14 protein-coding genes are annotated in these 16,778 nt (G+C 64.0%); 7 read left to right on the forward strand and 7 right to left on the reverse strand.

Annotated elements, in window-relative coordinates:
* Window positions 1–218 precede the first annotated feature (218 nt).
* Window positions 219–947, reverse strand: coding sequence for a class I SAM-dependent methyltransferase (locus LCM4576_RS27295; protein ID WP_071035560.1), 729 nt, complete (start codon window positions 945–947; stop codon window positions 219–221).
* 271 nt (window positions 948–1,218) lie between these two features.
* Between LCM4576_RS27295 and LCM4576_RS27300 the strand changes: the two genes are divergently transcribed.
* The 3 genes from LCM4576_RS27300 (at window position 1,219) to LCM4576_RS27310 (ending at window position 4,876) form a co-directional block, all read left to right on the forward strand.
* Window positions 1,219–3,249, forward strand: a complete 2,031-nt coding sequence (locus LCM4576_RS27300; RefSeq protein ID WP_071035561.1) for a UDP-N-acetylglucosamine 4,6-dehydratase — start codon at window positions 1,219–1,221, stop codon at window positions 3,247–3,249.
* A 175-nt stretch (window positions 3,250–3,424) separates the two neighbouring features.
* Complete coding sequence (locus tag LCM4576_RS27305) at window positions 3,425–4,336, forward strand: glycosyltransferase family 2 protein (RefSeq protein ID WP_244510935.1); 912 nt, start codon at window positions 3,425–3,427, stop codon at window positions 4,334–4,336.
* 3 nt (window positions 4,337–4,339) lie between these two features.
* Window positions 4,340–4,876 carry a sugar transferase gene (locus tag LCM4576_RS27310; protein ID WP_071035563.1) on the forward strand — a complete coding sequence of 179 codons (537 nt, stop codon included), beginning with the start codon at window positions 4,340–4,342 and terminating at the stop codon, window positions 4,874–4,876.
* 115 nt (window positions 4,877–4,991) lie between these two features.
* On the opposite strand, the gene LCM4576_RS27315 is transcribed toward LCM4576_RS27310, so the two are convergent.
* Window positions 4,992–5,936, reverse strand: a complete 945-nt coding sequence (locus tag LCM4576_RS27315) for an NAD-dependent epimerase/dehydratase family protein (protein ID WP_071035564.1) — start codon at window positions 5,934–5,936, stop codon at window positions 4,992–4,994.
* On the reverse strand, window positions 5,933–7,225 hold the full coding sequence (locus tag LCM4576_RS27320) for an O-antigen ligase (protein ID WP_071035898.1): 1,293 nt from the start codon (window positions 7,223–7,225) through the stop codon (window positions 5,933–5,935). The genes LCM4576_RS27315 and LCM4576_RS27320 overlap by 4 nt, the downstream gene beginning before the upstream one ends.
* 455 nt (window positions 7,226–7,680) lie before the next feature.
* Here LCM4576_RS27320 and cysD point away from each other — a divergent pair, with 455 nt between their 5' ends.
* Genes cysD through cysQ form a run of 3 tightly spaced genes read left to right on the forward strand, consistent with a single transcriptional unit; the run spans window position 7,681 to window position 11,316 of the window.
* Window positions 7,681–8,586: a sulfate adenylyltransferase subunit CysD gene (gene cysD, locus LCM4576_RS27325; RefSeq protein WP_040991230.1), complete on the forward strand. Its 906-nt coding sequence runs from the start codon at window positions 7,681–7,683 to the stop codon at window positions 8,584–8,586.
* 2 nt (window positions 8,587–8,588) lie between these two features.
* Window positions 8,589–10,526: a sulfate adenylyltransferase subunit CysN gene (gene cysN / locus LCM4576_RS27330; protein WP_071035565.1), complete on the forward strand. Its 1,938-nt coding sequence runs from the start codon at window positions 8,589–8,591 to the stop codon at window positions 10,524–10,526.
* Window positions 10,527–10,536: 10 nt separating this feature from the next.
* Window positions 10,537–11,316, forward strand: coding sequence for a 3'(2'),5'-bisphosphate nucleotidase CysQ (gene cysQ, locus LCM4576_RS27335; RefSeq protein ID WP_071035899.1), 780 nt, complete (start codon window positions 10,537–10,539; stop codon window positions 11,314–11,316).
* A gap of 209 nt (window positions 11,317–11,525) precedes the next feature.
* Here the strand turns inward: cysQ and LCM4576_RS27340 are convergent, their stop codons facing one another.
* The 4 genes from LCM4576_RS27340 to LCM4576_RS27355 all read right to left on the reverse strand — a co-directional run bounded on the left by LCM4576_RS27340 (window position 11,526) and on the right by LCM4576_RS27355 (window position 15,509).
* The gene (locus LCM4576_RS27340; RefSeq protein WP_071035566.1) at window positions 11,526–12,668 is read right to left on the reverse strand and encodes a DegT/DnrJ/EryC1/StrS aminotransferase family protein; all 1,143 of its coding nucleotides are present in this window, start codon (window positions 12,666–12,668) and stop codon (window positions 11,526–11,528) included.
* A gap of 249 nt (window positions 12,669–12,917) precedes the next feature.
* Window positions 12,918–13,841, reverse strand: a complete 924-nt coding sequence (locus LCM4576_RS27345; RefSeq protein WP_071035567.1) for a carbohydrate kinase — start codon at window positions 13,839–13,841, stop codon at window positions 12,918–12,920.
* Window positions 13,838–14,284 carry an RbsD/FucU family protein gene (locus tag LCM4576_RS27350; RefSeq protein WP_071035568.1) on the reverse strand — a complete coding sequence of 149 codons (447 nt, stop codon included), beginning with the start codon at window positions 14,282–14,284 and terminating at the stop codon, window positions 13,838–13,840. Before LCM4576_RS27350 ends, LCM4576_RS27345 begins: the two co-directional genes overlap by 4 nt.
* Window position 14,285: 1 nt before the next feature.
* On the reverse strand, window positions 14,286–15,509 hold the full coding sequence (locus tag LCM4576_RS27355) for an ROK family transcriptional regulator (RefSeq protein WP_071035569.1): 1,224 nt from the start codon (window positions 15,507–15,509) through the stop codon (window positions 14,286–14,288).
* A 267-nt stretch (window positions 15,510–15,776) separates the two neighbouring features.
* Between LCM4576_RS27355 and LCM4576_RS27360 the strand changes: the two genes are divergently transcribed.
* The gene (locus LCM4576_RS27360) at window positions 15,777–16,754 is read left to right on the forward strand and encodes a sugar ABC transporter substrate-binding protein (protein WP_052458313.1); all 978 of its coding nucleotides are present in this window, start codon (window positions 15,777–15,779) and stop codon (window positions 16,752–16,754) included.
* Window positions 16,755–16,778: the final 24 nt, after the last annotated feature.

The following is a 16,778-nucleotide window of genomic DNA, read 5'->3' on the forward strand; positions in this document are numbered from 1 at the left end:
ATCATGGTTGTCGCGGCGGTGGTGAGTATCTTTCCTTTCGGCTTCACATCCTAGCGAACTCGCCGAGGTAGCGGCGCAATGTCTGGGCTCATCATTTGCGTAAAGACAGAATTGTCCGGCGCACCGCCGATGCAATCTTCCGCATGCCGCATGCGTTTCTTGGAATACGACCGAGAGTGTCTTCGGCACCTCTGGTCACGAGGAAGCTCAAGYCGGCGCTAGATCCTCACCAGCCTTRCAAACATGTCTATCTCACCCGGCGGTGTTCGAGTGACGACCTCGAGCTTGAACGGAATAAAACCATCGCGGCAGAGGGCCTCGATCTCGCCGTGGRGCGAGTCTGGATCGAATACCCAGCAGTGGCAATCGACATACTCGGTCATTGCCTTCGTCGCCATCTGGATCGTGTAGTCTAAGGTGTGAACCAAACGGCCATCGCGGTCGTGCCAAAGGAAGCTGTCAAAGACCTGAATAGGAGCGGGCTTCTCCCTCTTTTCGATATATGCGGCAAAGAAATCCTTCCGTTCTGACAGGGATCGCCTGACATCAAATGTACAGTGCTTATTGGGTACTATGACCGAAAGAATACCACCCACCTTCATAACGCTCCCAACGTCCTGAAGCCAGGAAATGATGTCTGGTACATGTTCGAGCACATGGGATGCGATCACGTAGTCGAACCGCAGGCCGTCAGGAATGACCCGGCGGAGGGGGCCGCCGCCAGTGACAAAGTCCACATCAACGAAGCTGTCAACTGAAACGGTGGGGTTGTTTCGATGGTTTTCTCGTAGCTGCGCTGTTGARCAGTAGTCCGCGTAATAGATCTCGCCAACGGACCGCAAGGCAGCGGGATTCCCAAGTGCCCCGATCTCAAGTCCTATTCCTTTGCGCTGATCGATATTCTCGAACAATTGTGCAGGACGAGATAGAACTCGGTCGATGATCATCTGATTTTTCCCGTTTGTGGGATGGTCACGATTCTCACATCCCAATTTCAAAATCGCAAGTCGCATTAACACAACCCGGAGGGCAACCCATAGAAGCGAGCAGATGAATTCGCCGCAGGAAAAAAACCGCTGGCTCTCCCGCCCGCTCCGCGCTAATGCGGTAGCCGGGTGACGGGGTTGGGGATTTGCAATCTAGAGTGCTGGCGGACGATGATCGGTCCGGCGCGGTTCTGGTCTGCATGTCTCCACGCCTGGAGTTCAGTGCTACCCAATGACCGCCTATGTAGAAGCCGTATCGGAACTTCGACCGAGGATGCGGCGCGCCATCATCATGGTCCAGGATCTCGTCATGGTCCTGGTCGCGGTGGCTCTTAGTCTCACCCTTTCGCAGTCGCGGCTGTCGTTCGACGCGTTCTCCTCCGGCGGGCTGGCCTGCTGGGCGCTCATCGTGCTCATCGCCCATTTGCTGTTTCGCTTCAGCGGCCTCTACAACACCGTTTGGYGCTTTGCCTCCACGCCCGATTTCTTCAACATCTTGAAGGGCTGCGGCAGCCTGACGGTGGTGCTCTATCTGGCCGCGCTTGGCTTCCGCTTCTTCTTTCAGCCTGTCATGGGCCTCAACGAGCGCCAGTTCATCGTCTTCTTCCTGGTCTCCTTCACCATCATCTCGGCGCCCAGGCTCTATTATCGCTTCCTGCGCGACGGCGCGAGCTGGCGCATCCTGCGCCGCGCCGTCGGCGATGCCTCGACCAAGCAGGCGCTGTTCATCGGCCGGTTGAGCGAGGCGGACGTGATCGTGCGCTTCACCCGCACGGCCCAGCCCGCCGAATACGCCATCGCCGGCATCATGGCCACCGAGAGYGACGCGCCGCTCGGCACGCAGATCCAGGGCGTTCCGGTCGTGGCGATCAGGCCGCGCCTGGTCGAGGTGCTGGAAGACTATGTCAAGGGCACGCAAAACCTCGACCTCCTGATCTTCGGTCAGGGGGTCGAGCGCGAGATCGAGGATTATGCCGAGCTGGTGCGCGTTGCCCGCCACAGCGGCATCGGCGTCGTCCAGTTTTCCGGCCTGTCGGAACTGGGGCAGGGTGGCAAGCTGGTTCTCGACGCCGTCGAGATGGAAACCATCATGCGCCGTTCGGCGGTCGCCACCGACACCGCGCGCATCGGCGCCTTCGTCGGCGGCAAGCGCGTGATGGTCACGGGCGGCGCCGGCTCGATCGGCCGCGTGCTGGTCAAGCGCGCGCTGGAACTGGGCGCCGAGGCGGTGCTGGTGGCCGACAATTCCGAGTTCGGCATCTTCCAGCTCGATCAGCAGACCAATGACGGCGACCGCGAGCGGCTGACCAGCCGCATCGTCGACGTCACCGACCGGCCTCACATGACGCGCCTCGTCACCGAGTTCAAACCCGCGATCATCTTTCATGCCGCGGCGCTGAAGCACGTGCCGCTGCTCGAGGAGAACTGGGAAGYGGCGATCGAGACGAATGTCTTCGGCACGCTTGCCTGCGCCGAGATCGCCGCCGAATGCGGGGTGCCGCAGTTCCTGCTGATTTCCAGCGACAAGGCCGTCGACCCGACCTCGGTGCTGGGCGTCACCAAGCGGGCGGCCGAACAGATCGTCTCCTCGCTGCATGAGGCCCAGGCGGCGTCGCCGCCGCGCGCCGGCGCGGCGAACGGCCACGCCGGCGCCCCCGATTTGCGTCGTTCGGGCACGAAATTCATCGCCGTACGCTTCGGCAATGTCTTCGGCTCCAACGGCTCGGTGGCGACCATCTTCCAGGCCCAGATCRAAGCCGGCGGTCCGGTCACCATCACCGATCGGCGCATGACCCGCTATTTCATGACCGTGGCCGAAGCCGTCGACCTCGTCATCATGTYGGCCGCCGATGCCGAGCAGCGCCAGGGCGCGGATGACTACGCCATCTACATGCTCGACATGGGCAAGCCCGTGCCGATCMTCGAAGTCGCCGAAACCATGATCCGCATGGCCGGCAAAAGCCCCTACACCGACATCCCGATCCGCTTCACCGRCATCAGGCCCGGCGAGAAGCTGCACGAGACGCTACACGCCGAGAACGAGGAGGTGGTCAAGCTCGACATCGCCAAGATCTTCGGCCTCAGGACAGGCGTCGTCGAATGGCCCAGGATCGAGGTGGCCCTGCCGGCGCTGGTGGCCGCCATGCACGACCGGGACAAGGCCGCGGCGCTTGCCATCCTGGCCGGGCTCTACAAAGCGGAAGAAGGCATTGGCGGCCTGCGTGAAGAGGCGGCGCCGAAAGYGGCCGGGCAGGTCGGCTAAGCATGTCTCCCGATAGTGGAAACCGGTTTCGGGATAAAGACATGCATAAAATCAAGAGCTTAAAGCGCACTATGCGCTTTACACCTGTGCCGCATGCCCGCAATTGGCTATTGAAACCTGTTCAAACACCCTGCGGGCAAGTGATTCCACAGCCGTGACCAGAAAAGATCAGCGCGTGGCCGTTCTCATGGGCACGAAGGATGGCGCGGCCTATATCGGCGAACAATTGGAATCCTTGGCTTCGCAGTCCTGGCCGCGCGTCGATCTCTGGGTCTCCGACGACGGCTCGTCGGACGCCACGACCGCAATCGTCGAGACGTGGCGGTCCCGCTGGAACAAGGGATCCMTTACGCTTTTGCAGGGTCCGGGAAGGGGCTTCGCCGCCAATTTCCGCTCAATGATCATCGACCCGCGCATCGATGCCGACTGCTACGCCTTCTGCGATCAGGACGATGTCTGGGAAGCGGACCGGCTGGAGAGCGCCATCCGCTGGATGGAGGGCGAGGACGTGGAAACGCCGCTCCTGTTCTGCTCGCGCACGGCGACCATCTCTCAGGCCGGCGCCCCAGTCGGCCACTCGCCGCTGTTCCGTCGCCCGCCGTCCTTCCGCAATGCGCTGGTGCAAAGCATCGCCGGCGGCAACACCATGCTCTTCAACCGCGCGGCGCGCGACCTTCTGGCGAAAGCGTCGGCCAGGACCGAATTCGTCAGCCATGACTGGTGGGCCTATCTCATCGTCACCGCCGCCGGCGGCAAGGTCCGCTACGAGCCACGGCCGCTGGTCAGATACCGCCAGCACCCGGCAAACCTCGTCGGCGCCAATGTCTCGTGGCGGGCGAGGTTTTCAAGGCTGGGACGTCTGTTCAAGGGTCAGTTCGCCACCTGGACGGACAGCAATCTGCGCGGCCTCGCCGTCAACCGCGACCTCATCGCGCGCGATGCAGCGCTTTGCCTTCGCCTGTTCATCAGGGCGCGCAAGGGCAATGTCTTCAGGCGCTTCAGCCTGCTCGGCAAGAGCGGYGTCTACCGGCAGACATTCATGGGCACGCTCGGGCTCTACGTCGCCTTCCTCTGGCGCCGGATCTGAGCCATGACGGCGAAGCGCGCACTCGACCTTGCGGTCGCTGTTCCGATGCTGGCGCTGAYGTCGCCCGTCCTGCTTGTCGCGATGCTGGCAATCCGGGCAACGTCGGCCGGTCCGGCCATCTTCTCGCAGATCCGCGTCGGCCGGGGAGGAGCCCTCTTTGYCTGCCGCAAATTACGCACCATGTATCGCGCAACGCCGTCCTTGCCCACGCACGAGGCGCCGGCCGGTTCGGTCACCGCGGTCGGCAAGGTTTTGCGTGCAACCAAGATCGACGAATTGCCGCAGCTCTGGAACGTGATCAAGGGCGAGATGAGCCTTGTGGGCCCTCGTCCATGCCTGCCRACGCAGACGGAACTGATCGAACGGCGCAAGGAGTTGGGCGTGCTTGCAGCCCTTCCGGGYATCACGGGGCTGGCGCAGATCAAGGGGATCKACATGTCCGATCCACGACTGTGCGCGGAGACCGATGCGGTCTACATCAAGGCCGCTTCGATCGGCCTGGACCTCAAGATATTGCTGGGCACATTCTTCCGCGCCTAAGCAGGTTCCGCAAAAGTGTCCCGCGGCTTTGCGATCAAAACCTGCGAGAAACCAGGGAATCTAGGCAGATGTTCGTGGGATATCCCACGAATATCTGCTTAGCGCGTTTGACCGTTCACGGATGCGACGGGCCGCTTCCCTGTCGTGCCAGTTCCTCAAGCCGGCCGAGCGTGTCGGCCTCCCGTTCCCAGCCTTCCGAGGCGAGCAACGACGAATCGCAGACCTGCGTCGCCATCAGAGCCTGCCAGGCGGCCTGTCTGCCGGCGAGCGTGGCCAGCATCCGGAACGGCCAGGYCGGCATGGGCAGAAGCCGGGCGGGCCGGCCGTATCCGCGCCGGAACGCGGTGATGATTTCGGACATCGCAACCGGCGAAGCGTCGCCGAGCACATAGGTCGGGCGAGGCGGTGCGGGACGGGTCAGAAGATGCGTCACGGCCCCGGCGACGGCGTCATGCGAGATGAGCGAACGAACCGCCGTCAGAGCGGCTGTCGGCAACGGCAGGCCGGTGGCCGCGAACCGCATCAGCCCGCGCAGGTTTCCCTTCATGCCTTCGCCATAGACCGGCGGCAGCCGCAGCGCCGTCGCGCCGTCGCGCCCGGCCGTTGCAAAAGCCTCCAGCATTGCGATCTCGCCTTCGCGCTTGGAGCGCCCATAGGCGCATTGCGGGGCAGGGGGCGTGGCCTCGTCGATGGTGCCGCTGAAACCTGCGCCCACCACGGCGCGAATCGAGGAGAGATGGATGAAGCGCCCGTCGGTGCGCGTTGCGGCTGCCTGGGCGAGCCGTCCGGTCAGCGTCGCATTGACCGTCCGGAAGTCGGCCGCACCGGCGCCGCGGTCATTGTTGAGAGCCGCGCAATGGACGACATGCGTCACGTCGCGCATCAGCGCCAGGAAGGCTTCCCGCGGCGCATCGGCGCCGGGCAGCGCGACCGCATCGTCCGCGCCTGCCAGCCGTTGCGGCAGGCGCGAAGCGATCCGTATGTCGAATCCGACTTCGCGCAACCGGCTGACGACCCGGCGTCCGACGAGGCCTGTCGCGCCGGTGACCAGGACCTTCATGGTTGCGGGCTGGCGCCCGGCGCCATGGCGGGCGCGCTCTCCCCGGTCGGGGCAATCGTGCGCCCGGACGCAAGGTAAGTTCCCACAATCAGGAACACCATCAGCGTCGCGTCGAGGATATCATGGCCGACAAGAATGCCGGCCATTCCGCCGGTGAGATAGGTGATGACCGCGACAAGGATCATCGTCGCGCCGAACCGCTCCACCGGATCGACGCGGAGGCGCAGTGCCTTGGCCGCGTTCCATGCGGCAACGACGAAGATCGACGCCAGAGCCAGCGCCCCCAGCAGGCCGGCCTCGACCGCTGCGGTCAGGAAGCCGTTGTGAAAATGGCTGAAGCCCGCGCTTAGACCGAACCGGTCATGAAAGCCCTGCTTCATCAGCGCGCGGCTGGCCGTGATGCCATGGCCGAAAATCGGCATCTCGCGAACCGCGTCAAAGCCGATTTCCCACATCGCCACGCGCAGGCCGAGCGCCGTCGAATGATCGCCATTGGCGTTCAACGCATCCCAGTCGCTGACCAGGAAGTCGGTTCGATCCAGCACGACGCGAGAGCCGATGGCGGCGATCACCAGGGCGACCACGACGCCGATCGCCGCGAAGCGCGCCATGCTGGCGCCGGTGAACCGGCGGCGGTTGACGAGAAGCACGACGATGCCGGCAATCGGCACGGCCACCCAGATCATGCGCGATCCTGAATAGACGATCGCCAGGGCTCCGGCGATCGCCGCCAGGACCAGCAGCTTCCAGCGTCTCTCGATGCCCGACAGCGCGCCGGCGAGRCATGTCATGRTGGCAARGCAGGTAACGGTTGCGAAGACGATCGGGTTTCCGGCGCCGCCCTCGGCCCTCACGCCGAGCCAGTGATACTGGAACACGGCTATCGCCAGCGCGCCAAAGCAAGCCGCGGCGCTTGCCAGGATGGCGATGCGTRCCAGCGCGGCCTTCTCCGTAATGCTCCAGGTCGAATAGGAGACGGGGAAAAGCACGAAGGTGATCAGCGGCAGGAAAAACCGCAAATCGGCGGCCAGCGTGCCGTTGACGATCGAAGCGAGAACCATGGCCGCGCAATAGGCGTAGATCGCCGCGGTCAAGGCGAGCATCGGCCCGTCGATGTTGAAGCGCCGCCGCTTTATAGCGAGCAGCAGCACGGACCACACGCCGCCAGCATTGAAGGTGATGCTGACTAGCGATCCAAGCACCGGCGGCGAAAAAAAGCAGACGATCGAGAAATAGAAATTGATCTGGGCGGGCGTGAGGTGGCGCCGGAGCTTTGTAAACGGATTCAAATGCTTCGCTTCGCAATTTCCAGGTTGCGCCCGGATCTCCATCGAGCCAGCCAAAGGCCGCCTCGCCGATCTCCGTTTGCCGCGCCTTGCCCGTTCCCCGAGCCCGTATAGCGGCTGGCGCCGCCCCGCGATAGTGCGGTCGACAAGGTTCCGACAGAAAACCCTCGATCCGGCGAAGATCGGGAGCCCGGAATTCTCCGAAGGCCACGGCCTTTCCCCGCTTCCGCGTTTCGATGGCTCTGGCAGGATTTTTCGCTTTGCCGACCATGCTTGGAAAATTCGTTCCATAATGGCCTCGCGCCGCGCGGGTCTTGCATTGTTATCGGCGGCGCCGATCTGTTAGAACGCCCGCACGAAACAGTTTGTCCGAAGTGAATTTTGCGCCCGGGCGGCACAGGATTGCGCCTGCAATGCAAGATTTCCGCTCGACGGCACRAGAGAACGCTCGACGCTCCATGAATATCGCGCTCACGCATCTGCAGCGGCTCGAGGCCGAATCCATCCATATCTTCCGCGAGGTCGCGGCGTCTTTCTCCAAGCCGGTGATGCTCTATTCGGTCGGCAAGGATTCTTCCGTGCTGATGCATCTGGCGATGAAGGCTTTTTATCCTGCCAAGCCGCCTTTTCCCTTCCTGCATGTCGACACCACCTGGAAGTTCCGCGAGATGATCGCTTTTCGCGATCAGATGGCGCAGAAGCTCGGCTTCGACCTTTTGGTCCATGTCAATGAGGATGGCGTGCGCGAGGGCATCAATCCCTTCGACCACGGCTCCAACACCCACACCCATGTGATGAAGACCGTGGCGCTGCGCCAGGCGCTCGACAAATACGGCTTCGACGCGGCTTTCGGCGGCGCCCGCCGCGACGAGGAGAAGTCACGCGCCAAGGAGCGCATCTTTTCCTTCCGCAACGCCCAGCATGCCTGGGACCCGAAGAACCAGCGGCCGGAAATGTGGAAGATCTTCAACACTCGCATCGCGCCGGGCGAGTCGATCCGGGTCTTTCCGCTGTCCAACTGGACGGAGCTCGACATCTGGCAGTACATACTGCAGGAAAACATTCCGATCGTGCCGCTCTATTTCGCCAAGGAGCGGCCGGTGGTAGAGCGCGACGGCATGCTTATCCTCAAGGACGACGAGCGCATGCAACTGCGTCCGGGCGAGGCGGTCGAGAACCGCCTCGTGCGCTTCCGCACGCTGGGCTGCTATCCGCTGACCGGCGCGATCGAATCGGAAGCCGACACGCTGGAGGCGATCGTCGGCGAGATGCTGACTGCCCGCACCTCCGAGCGCCAGGGCCGCCTCATTGACCGCGACGAGGCAGGCTCGATGGAAAAGAAGAAGCGCGAGGGTTATTTCTGATAATGCGCCACATCATGGCCAAAAGCCTCGCCCCGACCGATTCGATCCGCGACTACATGGCCGCGCAGGAAAAGAAGTCGCTGTTGCGCTTCCTCACCTGCGGCTCGGTCGACGACGGCAAGTCGACGCTCATCGGCCGGCTGCTCTCCGACACCAAGCAGATCTTCGAGGACCAGCTTGCAGCGCTCGAGAAGGATTCGCGCAAGCACGGCACCACCGGCGACGACATCGACTTCGCGCTCCTGGTTGACGGGCTGGAGGCGGAGCGCGAGCAAGGCATCACCATCGACGTCGCCTATCGCTTCTTCGCCACGCCCAAGCGCAAATTCATCGTCGCCGACACGCCCGGCCATGAGCAGTACACGCGCAACATGGCGACCGGAGCCTCGACCGCCGATCTCGCCATCGTGCTCATCGACGCGCGCCAGGGCGTGCTGCGCCAGACCAGGCGTCATTCGATCATCGCCTCGCTGCTCGGCATCCGCCACATCGTGCTTGCGGTCAACAAGATCGACCTCGTCGGCTTCGACAGGACCGTGTTCGACCGGATCGTCGCGGACTATGACGAGTTCGCGCAGGAACTGGGCTTCGTCAGCGTTGCGCCGATCCCGATGTCCGCGCGTTTCGGCGACAATGTCACCAGCCGCTCGGACCGCACGCCCTGGTATTCCGGCCCATCCTTGATCGAGCATCTGGAAACCGTGTCGGTCGACGAGGCCGCCGTCGAGCTGCCGTTCCGCTTCCCGGTCCAATATGTGAACCGGCCGAACCTCGATTTCCGCGGCTTTGCCGGCACCGTCGCTTCGGGCAGTGTCTCTCAAGGCGACGAGATCRTCGTCGCCAAGTCGGGCAAGGCCTCCCGCGTGAAGCGCATCGTCGCGCAGGGGGGCGATCTCGAGCAGGCGGTGGCCGGCCAGGCGATCACGCTCGTCCTCGAGGACGAGGTCGAGGTGTCGCGCGGCAATCTGCTGGTGTCACCGGCGGCGCGACCGCAGGTCGCCGACCAGTTCGCCGCCAACATCGTCTGGTTCGACGAGCAGGCGCTGCTGCCCGGCCGCTCCTACATCCTGCGCACCGAAACCGATCAGGTGAGCGCCACCGTCACCGAGCTCAAATACCGCGTCAACGTCAACGATTTCGCGCATGAGGCGGCGAAGTCGCTCGACATCAACGAGGTCGGCGTCTGCAACCTTTCGACGCGAGCTCCGATTGCTTTCGATCCCTTCGCCGAGAACCGCACGACCRGCGCTTTCATCCTGATCGATCGCAKCACCARCGCCACCGTCGGCGCCGGCATGATCCTGCATTCGCTGCGCCGTGCCGAAAACATCCACTGGCAGTCGCTCGATGTCGGCAAGCGCGGCCGCTCCGATCTGAAGAACCAGCGCCCTGCGGTGTTCTGGTTCACGGGGCTCTCCGGCTCCGGCAAGTCGACCATCGCCAACCTGTTCGAGAAGAAGCTGTTCGCCTCCGGGCGCCACACTTATATCCTCGACGGCGACAATGTCCGCCACGGCCTCAACCGCGATCTCGGCTTCACCGACGCCGACCGCGTGGAGAACATCCGCCGCGTCGCCGAAGTGGCCAAGCTGATGGCCGATGCCGGACTGATCGTCATCGTCTCCTTTATCTCGCCCTTCAGCGCCGAACGGCGCATGGCGCGCGAGCTGATGGCCGAGGGCGAATTCGTCGAGGTCTTCGTCGACACGCCGTTCGAGGAATGCGCCCGCCGCGATCCGAAAGGCCTTTACGCGCGCGCGCTGAGCGGCGAGATCAAGAATTTCACCGGCGTCGATTCTCCCTATGAGGCGCCACAGAATCCGGAAATCCATCTCAAGACCCTCGGCAGGAGCCCGCAGGAAATGGCGGAAGCCTTGGAACACTGGCTGACCGAGCGCGACATTGCCGAGGAGCAGTATGACAATGGCGGCGGCATCTGACGACGAGGCGATGCTGGGCGTCTTCGAGCGCCTGGCGCTGGAAGCGGGGTGCGAGGTGATGCGCGTCTTCCACGAAGGCGGCGCCGTCGACAGCAAGGCGGACTCTTCACCGGTCACGGAAGCCGATCGCGAAAGCGAGAAGATCATCCTGGCCGGCCTGCGCGCCGCCTATCCGGATATCCCATGTGTGGCCGAGGAGGAGGTTGCGGCAGGCGTCGCGACGCCCGACCTCGACGGCGCCTTCTTCCTGATCGATCCGCTCGACGGCACCAAGGAATTCGTCAACCGCCGCACGGACTTCACCGTCAACATCGCGCTGGTCCGTCACGGCGTGCCGGAAGTCGGCGTCGTGTTCGCACCGTGCACCGGGCGCTTCTTCAGCGGACGGCCGGGCAAGGCCGAGGCGCTGGAGGTCGATGCCGATTATCGCATCACCGAACGCCGGCCGATCAATGTGCGCGAAGGCGGCACGCCGCTCGCTGTCGTCGCCAGCCGCTCGCACAACACGCCTGAAACCGAGGAATTCATCCGCGATCTCGGCGCGGCTGAGATCGTCTCGGTCGGCTCATCGCTGAAATTCTGCCTGCTCGCCGCCGCGGAAGCCGACGTCTATCCGCGCTTCGGCCGCACCATGGAATGGGACACGGCCGCGGGCGACGCGGTGCTGCGCGCCGCCGGCGGCATGACGCGCACGCTGGACGGCCAGCCGCTCGTCTACGGCAAGCGCAACCAGGCGGGCGACACGGATTTCGCCAACCCGCATTTCATTGCGACGGGGAAGGGCGCGTAATCGCAGCGTCGCCAAATGTAGACGCTGGCGCGAGGCCCCCCTCTCTGTCCTGCCGGACATCTCCCCCTCAAAGGGGGGAGATTGGCAGCTTCAGCGCTCAGCGAATTCTTTCAACGTTGAAGGTTGGCGAAAGCCCGCGTGACATTTGATCTCCCCCCTTGAGGGGGAGATGYCCGGCAGGGCAGAGAGGGGAGCTTCGCGCGGACCTTTCAGGCCGCCGCGACATGCGCCGAGTTCGACCCGATGTAATTGCGGATCGTCTCGATGACGCGGTCCTGGTCGGCTTCGCTGAGATAGGCGTGCATAGGCAGGCAGAGGATCTGCTTCGGCAGTTCTTCCGAGACGGCAAGACCTGTTGGCGTGCGCGGATAGTCGCGATAGGCGACCTGCTCGTGCAGCGGCTTCACGTAATAGATGACCGACGGGATGCCCTTTTCGCCGAGATGGGCCTTCAGCCCGTCGCGCTTCGGCGTCTCGATCGCGTACTGGGCCCAGGCTGAGCGGCCATGGCCAAGATTGCGCGACGCCTTGACGATGTCRCCGAGGCCCTTGGCATAGCGGTCCGCCACCACCTGCCTGGCCACCATCTCCTCTTCGAGGATGGCGAGCTTCTCGATCAGGATCGCCGCCTGCAGCGTGTCAAGGCGCGAATTGATGCCGACGCGGACATTGTCATATTGCGTCTCGCCCTTGCCGTGGAAGGCGAAGGACCGGAGCTTGTCGGCCAGCGCGCCGTCATTGGTGAACATCGCGCCGCCGTCGCCGTAGCAACCGAGGGGCTTGGCCGGATAAAAGCTGGTCGAGCCGACATGGCMGAATGCGCCGCACATCTTGGCGTCGGCTGAACCGCCCATCGACTGCGCGGCGTCTTCGATCACAAGGAGGTTCTCGCGCTTTGYGACCGCCATGATCGCCTCATAGTCGGCGGCAAGTCCGAACAGGTCGACCGGGATGATCGCCTTCGGCTTCAGCCTTCCTTCCTTCTTGATCATGCCGATCGCCGCCTCGAGGCTGGCGATGTCGATGTTGTAGGTATCGCGGTCGACGTCGACGAAGACCGGTTCGGCCTTGGCCAGCGCCACCACCTCGGCGGTGGCTGCGAAGGTGAAGCTCGGTACGAACACCGCATCCCCCGGGCCGATGCCGGCGGCAAACAGCGGCAGGAGCAGCGCGTCGGTGCCGTTGGCGCAGGCGACCACATGCTTGACACCGACATAGGCCGCGAGCTTGTTCTCGAATTCGGTGACCTGAGGGCCGAGGATGTAGCGGCCGTCTTCGACCACCTTGTCGATCGCGGCCTTCAGCCGGTCGCGGATTCGTTCGCGCTGCGCGCCAAGATCGATGAACTGCATGTCGGCCTCAAAATGCCAATAAACCGGCCCGCTGGTATCAGACTTGGTCGGGGTGAGAAAGCCGGCCGGGGGCAAGGCCAATCGTGCAAGTGTCGCAGCCTGTTACCGCCTTTTGCCGGCGCATTGCCCGAAGACGCCGGAAAACCGGGCTAAAACGAGCATTTTCAACGCCTTTTATCGCGTCGTTCCCTATTTTGGAAACATAAAGTGATCGCCTGGAGAGGCCATTCGGCCGATCCGGTCAACCGCTCAGGCGATTTCATGCCGCCAGGGCGGGTTGGCGCCGGCCCRCGACACCGTCACCGCTGCTGCCTTGGCGCCAAGTTCCAGCGCCTTGCGGATTGCTTCTTCCGAAAGGCTGCCGATCGCTGCCTTGGTCAGCAGGCCCTGCTCATGCAGCGAGGCCAGGATGCCGGCGTTGAAGGTGTYGCCGGCGCCGACCGTGTCGACCACTTTCACCTTCCGCGGCATCACCGTGACCTTGTGCGTCTTGCTGTAGCCGACGGCGCCTTCGCCGCCATGGGTGACGACGATAAATTTCGGCCCGCGATCCAGCCAGTTGCGCACCACGTCCTCGTGCGAGCCGGCCTCGTCGAACCATTTGAGGTCCTCGTCCGAGAGTTTGACGATGTCGGCCATCGCCATCATCTCGCGGATGCGTCTGAGATGCTTCGCCTTGTCCGGGATGAAATTCGGCCGGATGTTGGGATCGAGCATCATCACACGGGCTTCGTGYTCGCGCCGCATGAATTCCTCATAAGCGGATCCAGCCGGCTCGGAGATCAGGCTGATCGCGCCGAACAGCATCGCCTCGATCTCGGCGCCGAGCTTCGGCAGGTCCTCGATGGTCAGCATGCGTCCGGCGGTGTTCTCGTCGTAGAAGGTGTAGGTCGCCTGGCCGTTGGTGAGCCRCACGAAGGCGAGCGTCGTGGGTTTTGGCGACGTGTGCGCATAGGTGGAGCTCACCTTGCTGGCTCCGAGCGCCTCGCGGAGCTGGCCCCCGAACAGGTCGGAGGAGAGGCCGGAGAAGAAGCCGGCCGGAGCGCCGAGCCGGCCGAGCGCGACCGCGGAGTTGAACACCGCGCCGCCGACATAGGGCGCGAAGGCCGCTTCGCCTTCCGTGGTCGTGCGCGGCAGCATGTCGATCAGGGCTTCGCCACAGCAAAGGATCATGTCGTCTTGGTCTCCGGCGGATGGATCACGCCTTTGCGGATGATAATGTTGGCAAAGAGCCTGGGTTCGCTGGTCGCCACGATCGCGTGCGCGGCCTTGACGCGTGCATAGAAGTCGGGCCCGGCGAGCGCAACCACCTTGTGGCCCGGCGCGCGCCTGGCGCAAACCGCCTCCATCTCGCGATGCACCGGGTCGGCCAGCRCCGGGTCGCCTTTCACCGAAGCGCGGAACAGCGCCTCCGGCACCGCCTCGTCCACCGGCAGCACGCTGAGCACGGCGTCGAGGACCGGGATGACCTGGTGGCCGTCCGCGCGGATCAATCGCCGCGCCTGTTCCTCGGCKGGATAATTGCCGTCGACGATCGCGATCTCGTCGCCATGGCCCATCGCCCTGAGCGTCGCCAGGAACTGGGGGCCGAGCAGCGACGGGATGCCGATCAGCATGTCAGGCACCCCCGGACGTGTTCGGTCCGATCAGGAAACGCTCCGAAAGCGGTAGGCTGGCGCCGCCCATGGCGCGCGCGTGGATGCCGACCGTCCCCTCGCGAACGACGGGCAGATTCAGCCCTTCGGCGTCGATGGTGGCGACCGCTTCCGTGACGGCATCGACCAGCCGGCGCCGCACATCGAGCGGCATCCAGCCGTCGATCACCGCTGCCTCGAAATCGATGACCGACGAGGCCGCGACAATGGCATAGGCGAGCGCCCGCGAGGCGCTGGCGATCCACGCGTCGAGATCGGCGCCGATCTCACCCCATTCCTGCGGCGAGGTCCACAGGCGGGAGCCGTCGATGCCTTTGGCGGAGAGCGCCCGTTCCAGCATCGCGATCGAGGCGACGTCGATGAGCTGCGTCGGCTTGCCGTCCGGGCCCGGCACCGGCATCGAGCCCAGCGCGCCGGCGTTGCCTTTCGGCCCGCTGTAGAGGCGGCCATTGAGCACGATGCCGCCGCCAGCAAAGGCGCCGATGTAGAAATAGACGAAATCGCGCGCTCCGCCCGCCCGCCCGAAGACGAGTTCCGCGCCGCAGGCCGACGTCGCGTCGTTCTGCAGATAGACGGGGAACTCGCACTGCGCCTGGATATCGGCGCGGATGTCGCGATGGCGCCATTCGTCCATGATCTCGCGCGGCGCGCCGGCCGTATCGGCCCAGTTCCATAGCTCGAACGGCATGGCGATGCCGAGCCCGGCAATGCGCTTGTCCTGGGCCGGCGTAAGCTCGCTTCGCATCGCCTTGATGCCGGCGGTGACGAACTCGACGGTCTCGCGCGGCGCGGGATAGCGATAGGAATGCTGCAGCATGGCGCGCACATTGCCGAGGAAGTCRATCAGCACGAGCTCGGCCGAGCGCCGGCCGATCTTGAGGCCGATGAAGAAGGCTCCTTCCGGGTTGAGCGCCATCGGGATCGAGGGCTGGCCGATCTTGCCGCGCAGYGGCGCCTGGCGCACGAGCAGCTTGTCTTCCTCGAGCTCGCGCATGATCACCGACACCGTCTGGGCCGACAGGCCGGTCATGCGCGCGATGTCGGATTTGGCCAGGCTGCCATGCTGGCGCACCAGTGACAGCACGAGCCGCTCATTGTGGTCGCGCATGCCGCTCTGGTTGGTGCCGCGATGYAGCCGGCTCTCCAAAGCCTCGGGCGAACCGTGCCTCGCAATGCCGGTCTCCACCCCGTTCCTCCCGTCTGTTTCCCCGCGATGCTTTTCGTTCAGAATGAGTGAACAGCGCAAGAGTGTCAATAATAAATAAGAGTGATTTAATTATTGACAGCCGTTCTGGACTGGTGTTTTTTGAGGTGTGTCCACGCTGGGAGAAAAAGGTGGATGCGCATGAGACGCCGGGTGGCCGGCGTCCGCAACAGTTCCATTGGGAGGAAAATCGTGACCAAGAAATCACTGCTGAAGTCTACCGTGTTTGCGGCCGCGGGCCTGGGGCTGATGGCGTTCGCGTCGTCGGCATCGGCCGCCGGCGTCGGCGCCTGCCTGATCACCAAGACCGACACCAATCCCTTCTTYGTCAAGATGAAGGAGGGCGCGACAGCCAAGGCCAAGGAGCTTGGCGTCGACCTCAAGACCTATGCCGGCAAGATCGACGGCGACAGCGAAAGCCAGGTCGCGGCGATCGAAAGCTGCATCGCCGACGGCGCCAAGGGTATCCTGATCACCGCGTCCGACACCAAGGGCATCGTGCCGACGGTGAAGAAGGCGCGTGACGCCGGCCTGCTGGTGATCGCGCTCGACACGCCGCTCGATCCCATCGATGCCGCCGACGCCACCTTCGCCACCGACAACCTCGAAGCCGGCAAGCTGATCGGCGCCTGGGCCGCCGCCACGCTCGGCGACAAGGCCAAGGACGCCAAGATCGGCTTCCTCGATCTCACCCCCTCGCAGCCGACCGTCGACGTGCTGCGCGACCAGGGCTTCATGATGGGCTACGGCATCGACGTGAAGGACCCCAACAAGATCGGCGACGAGGTCGATCCTCGCATCGTTGGCCACGACGTCACCAACGGCAACGAGGAAGGTGGCCGCAAGGCGATGGAGAACCTCCTGCAGAAGGACAACACCATCAACGTCATCCACACCATCAACGAGCCCGCCGCCGTCGGCGCCTATCAGGCCCTCAAGGCCGTCGGTCTCGAAAAGCAGGTGCTGATCGTCTCGGTCGACGGCGGCTGCCCGGGCGTGAAGTCGGTCGCTGAAGGCGTGATCGGCGCCACTTCGCAGCAATATCCGCTGCAGATGGCGGCGCTCGGCATCGAGGCCATCGCCAAATACGCCAAGGACGGCACCAAGCCGAAGCCGACCGAAGGCAAGAACTTCTTCGACACCGGCGTCAACCTGGTGACCGACAAGCCGGCCAACGGCGTGAAGTCCATCGACACCAAGGAAGGCCTCGCCAAGTGCTGGGGCTGATGCCCGCCTGAGTGCACAAACCTT

The sequence above is a fragment of the Mesorhizobium sp. LCM 4576 genome (assembly GCF_001854815.1).
GTDB classification, from domain to species: Bacteria; Pseudomonadota; Alphaproteobacteria; order Rhizobiales; family Rhizobiaceae; genus Mesorhizobium; species Mesorhizobium plurifarium.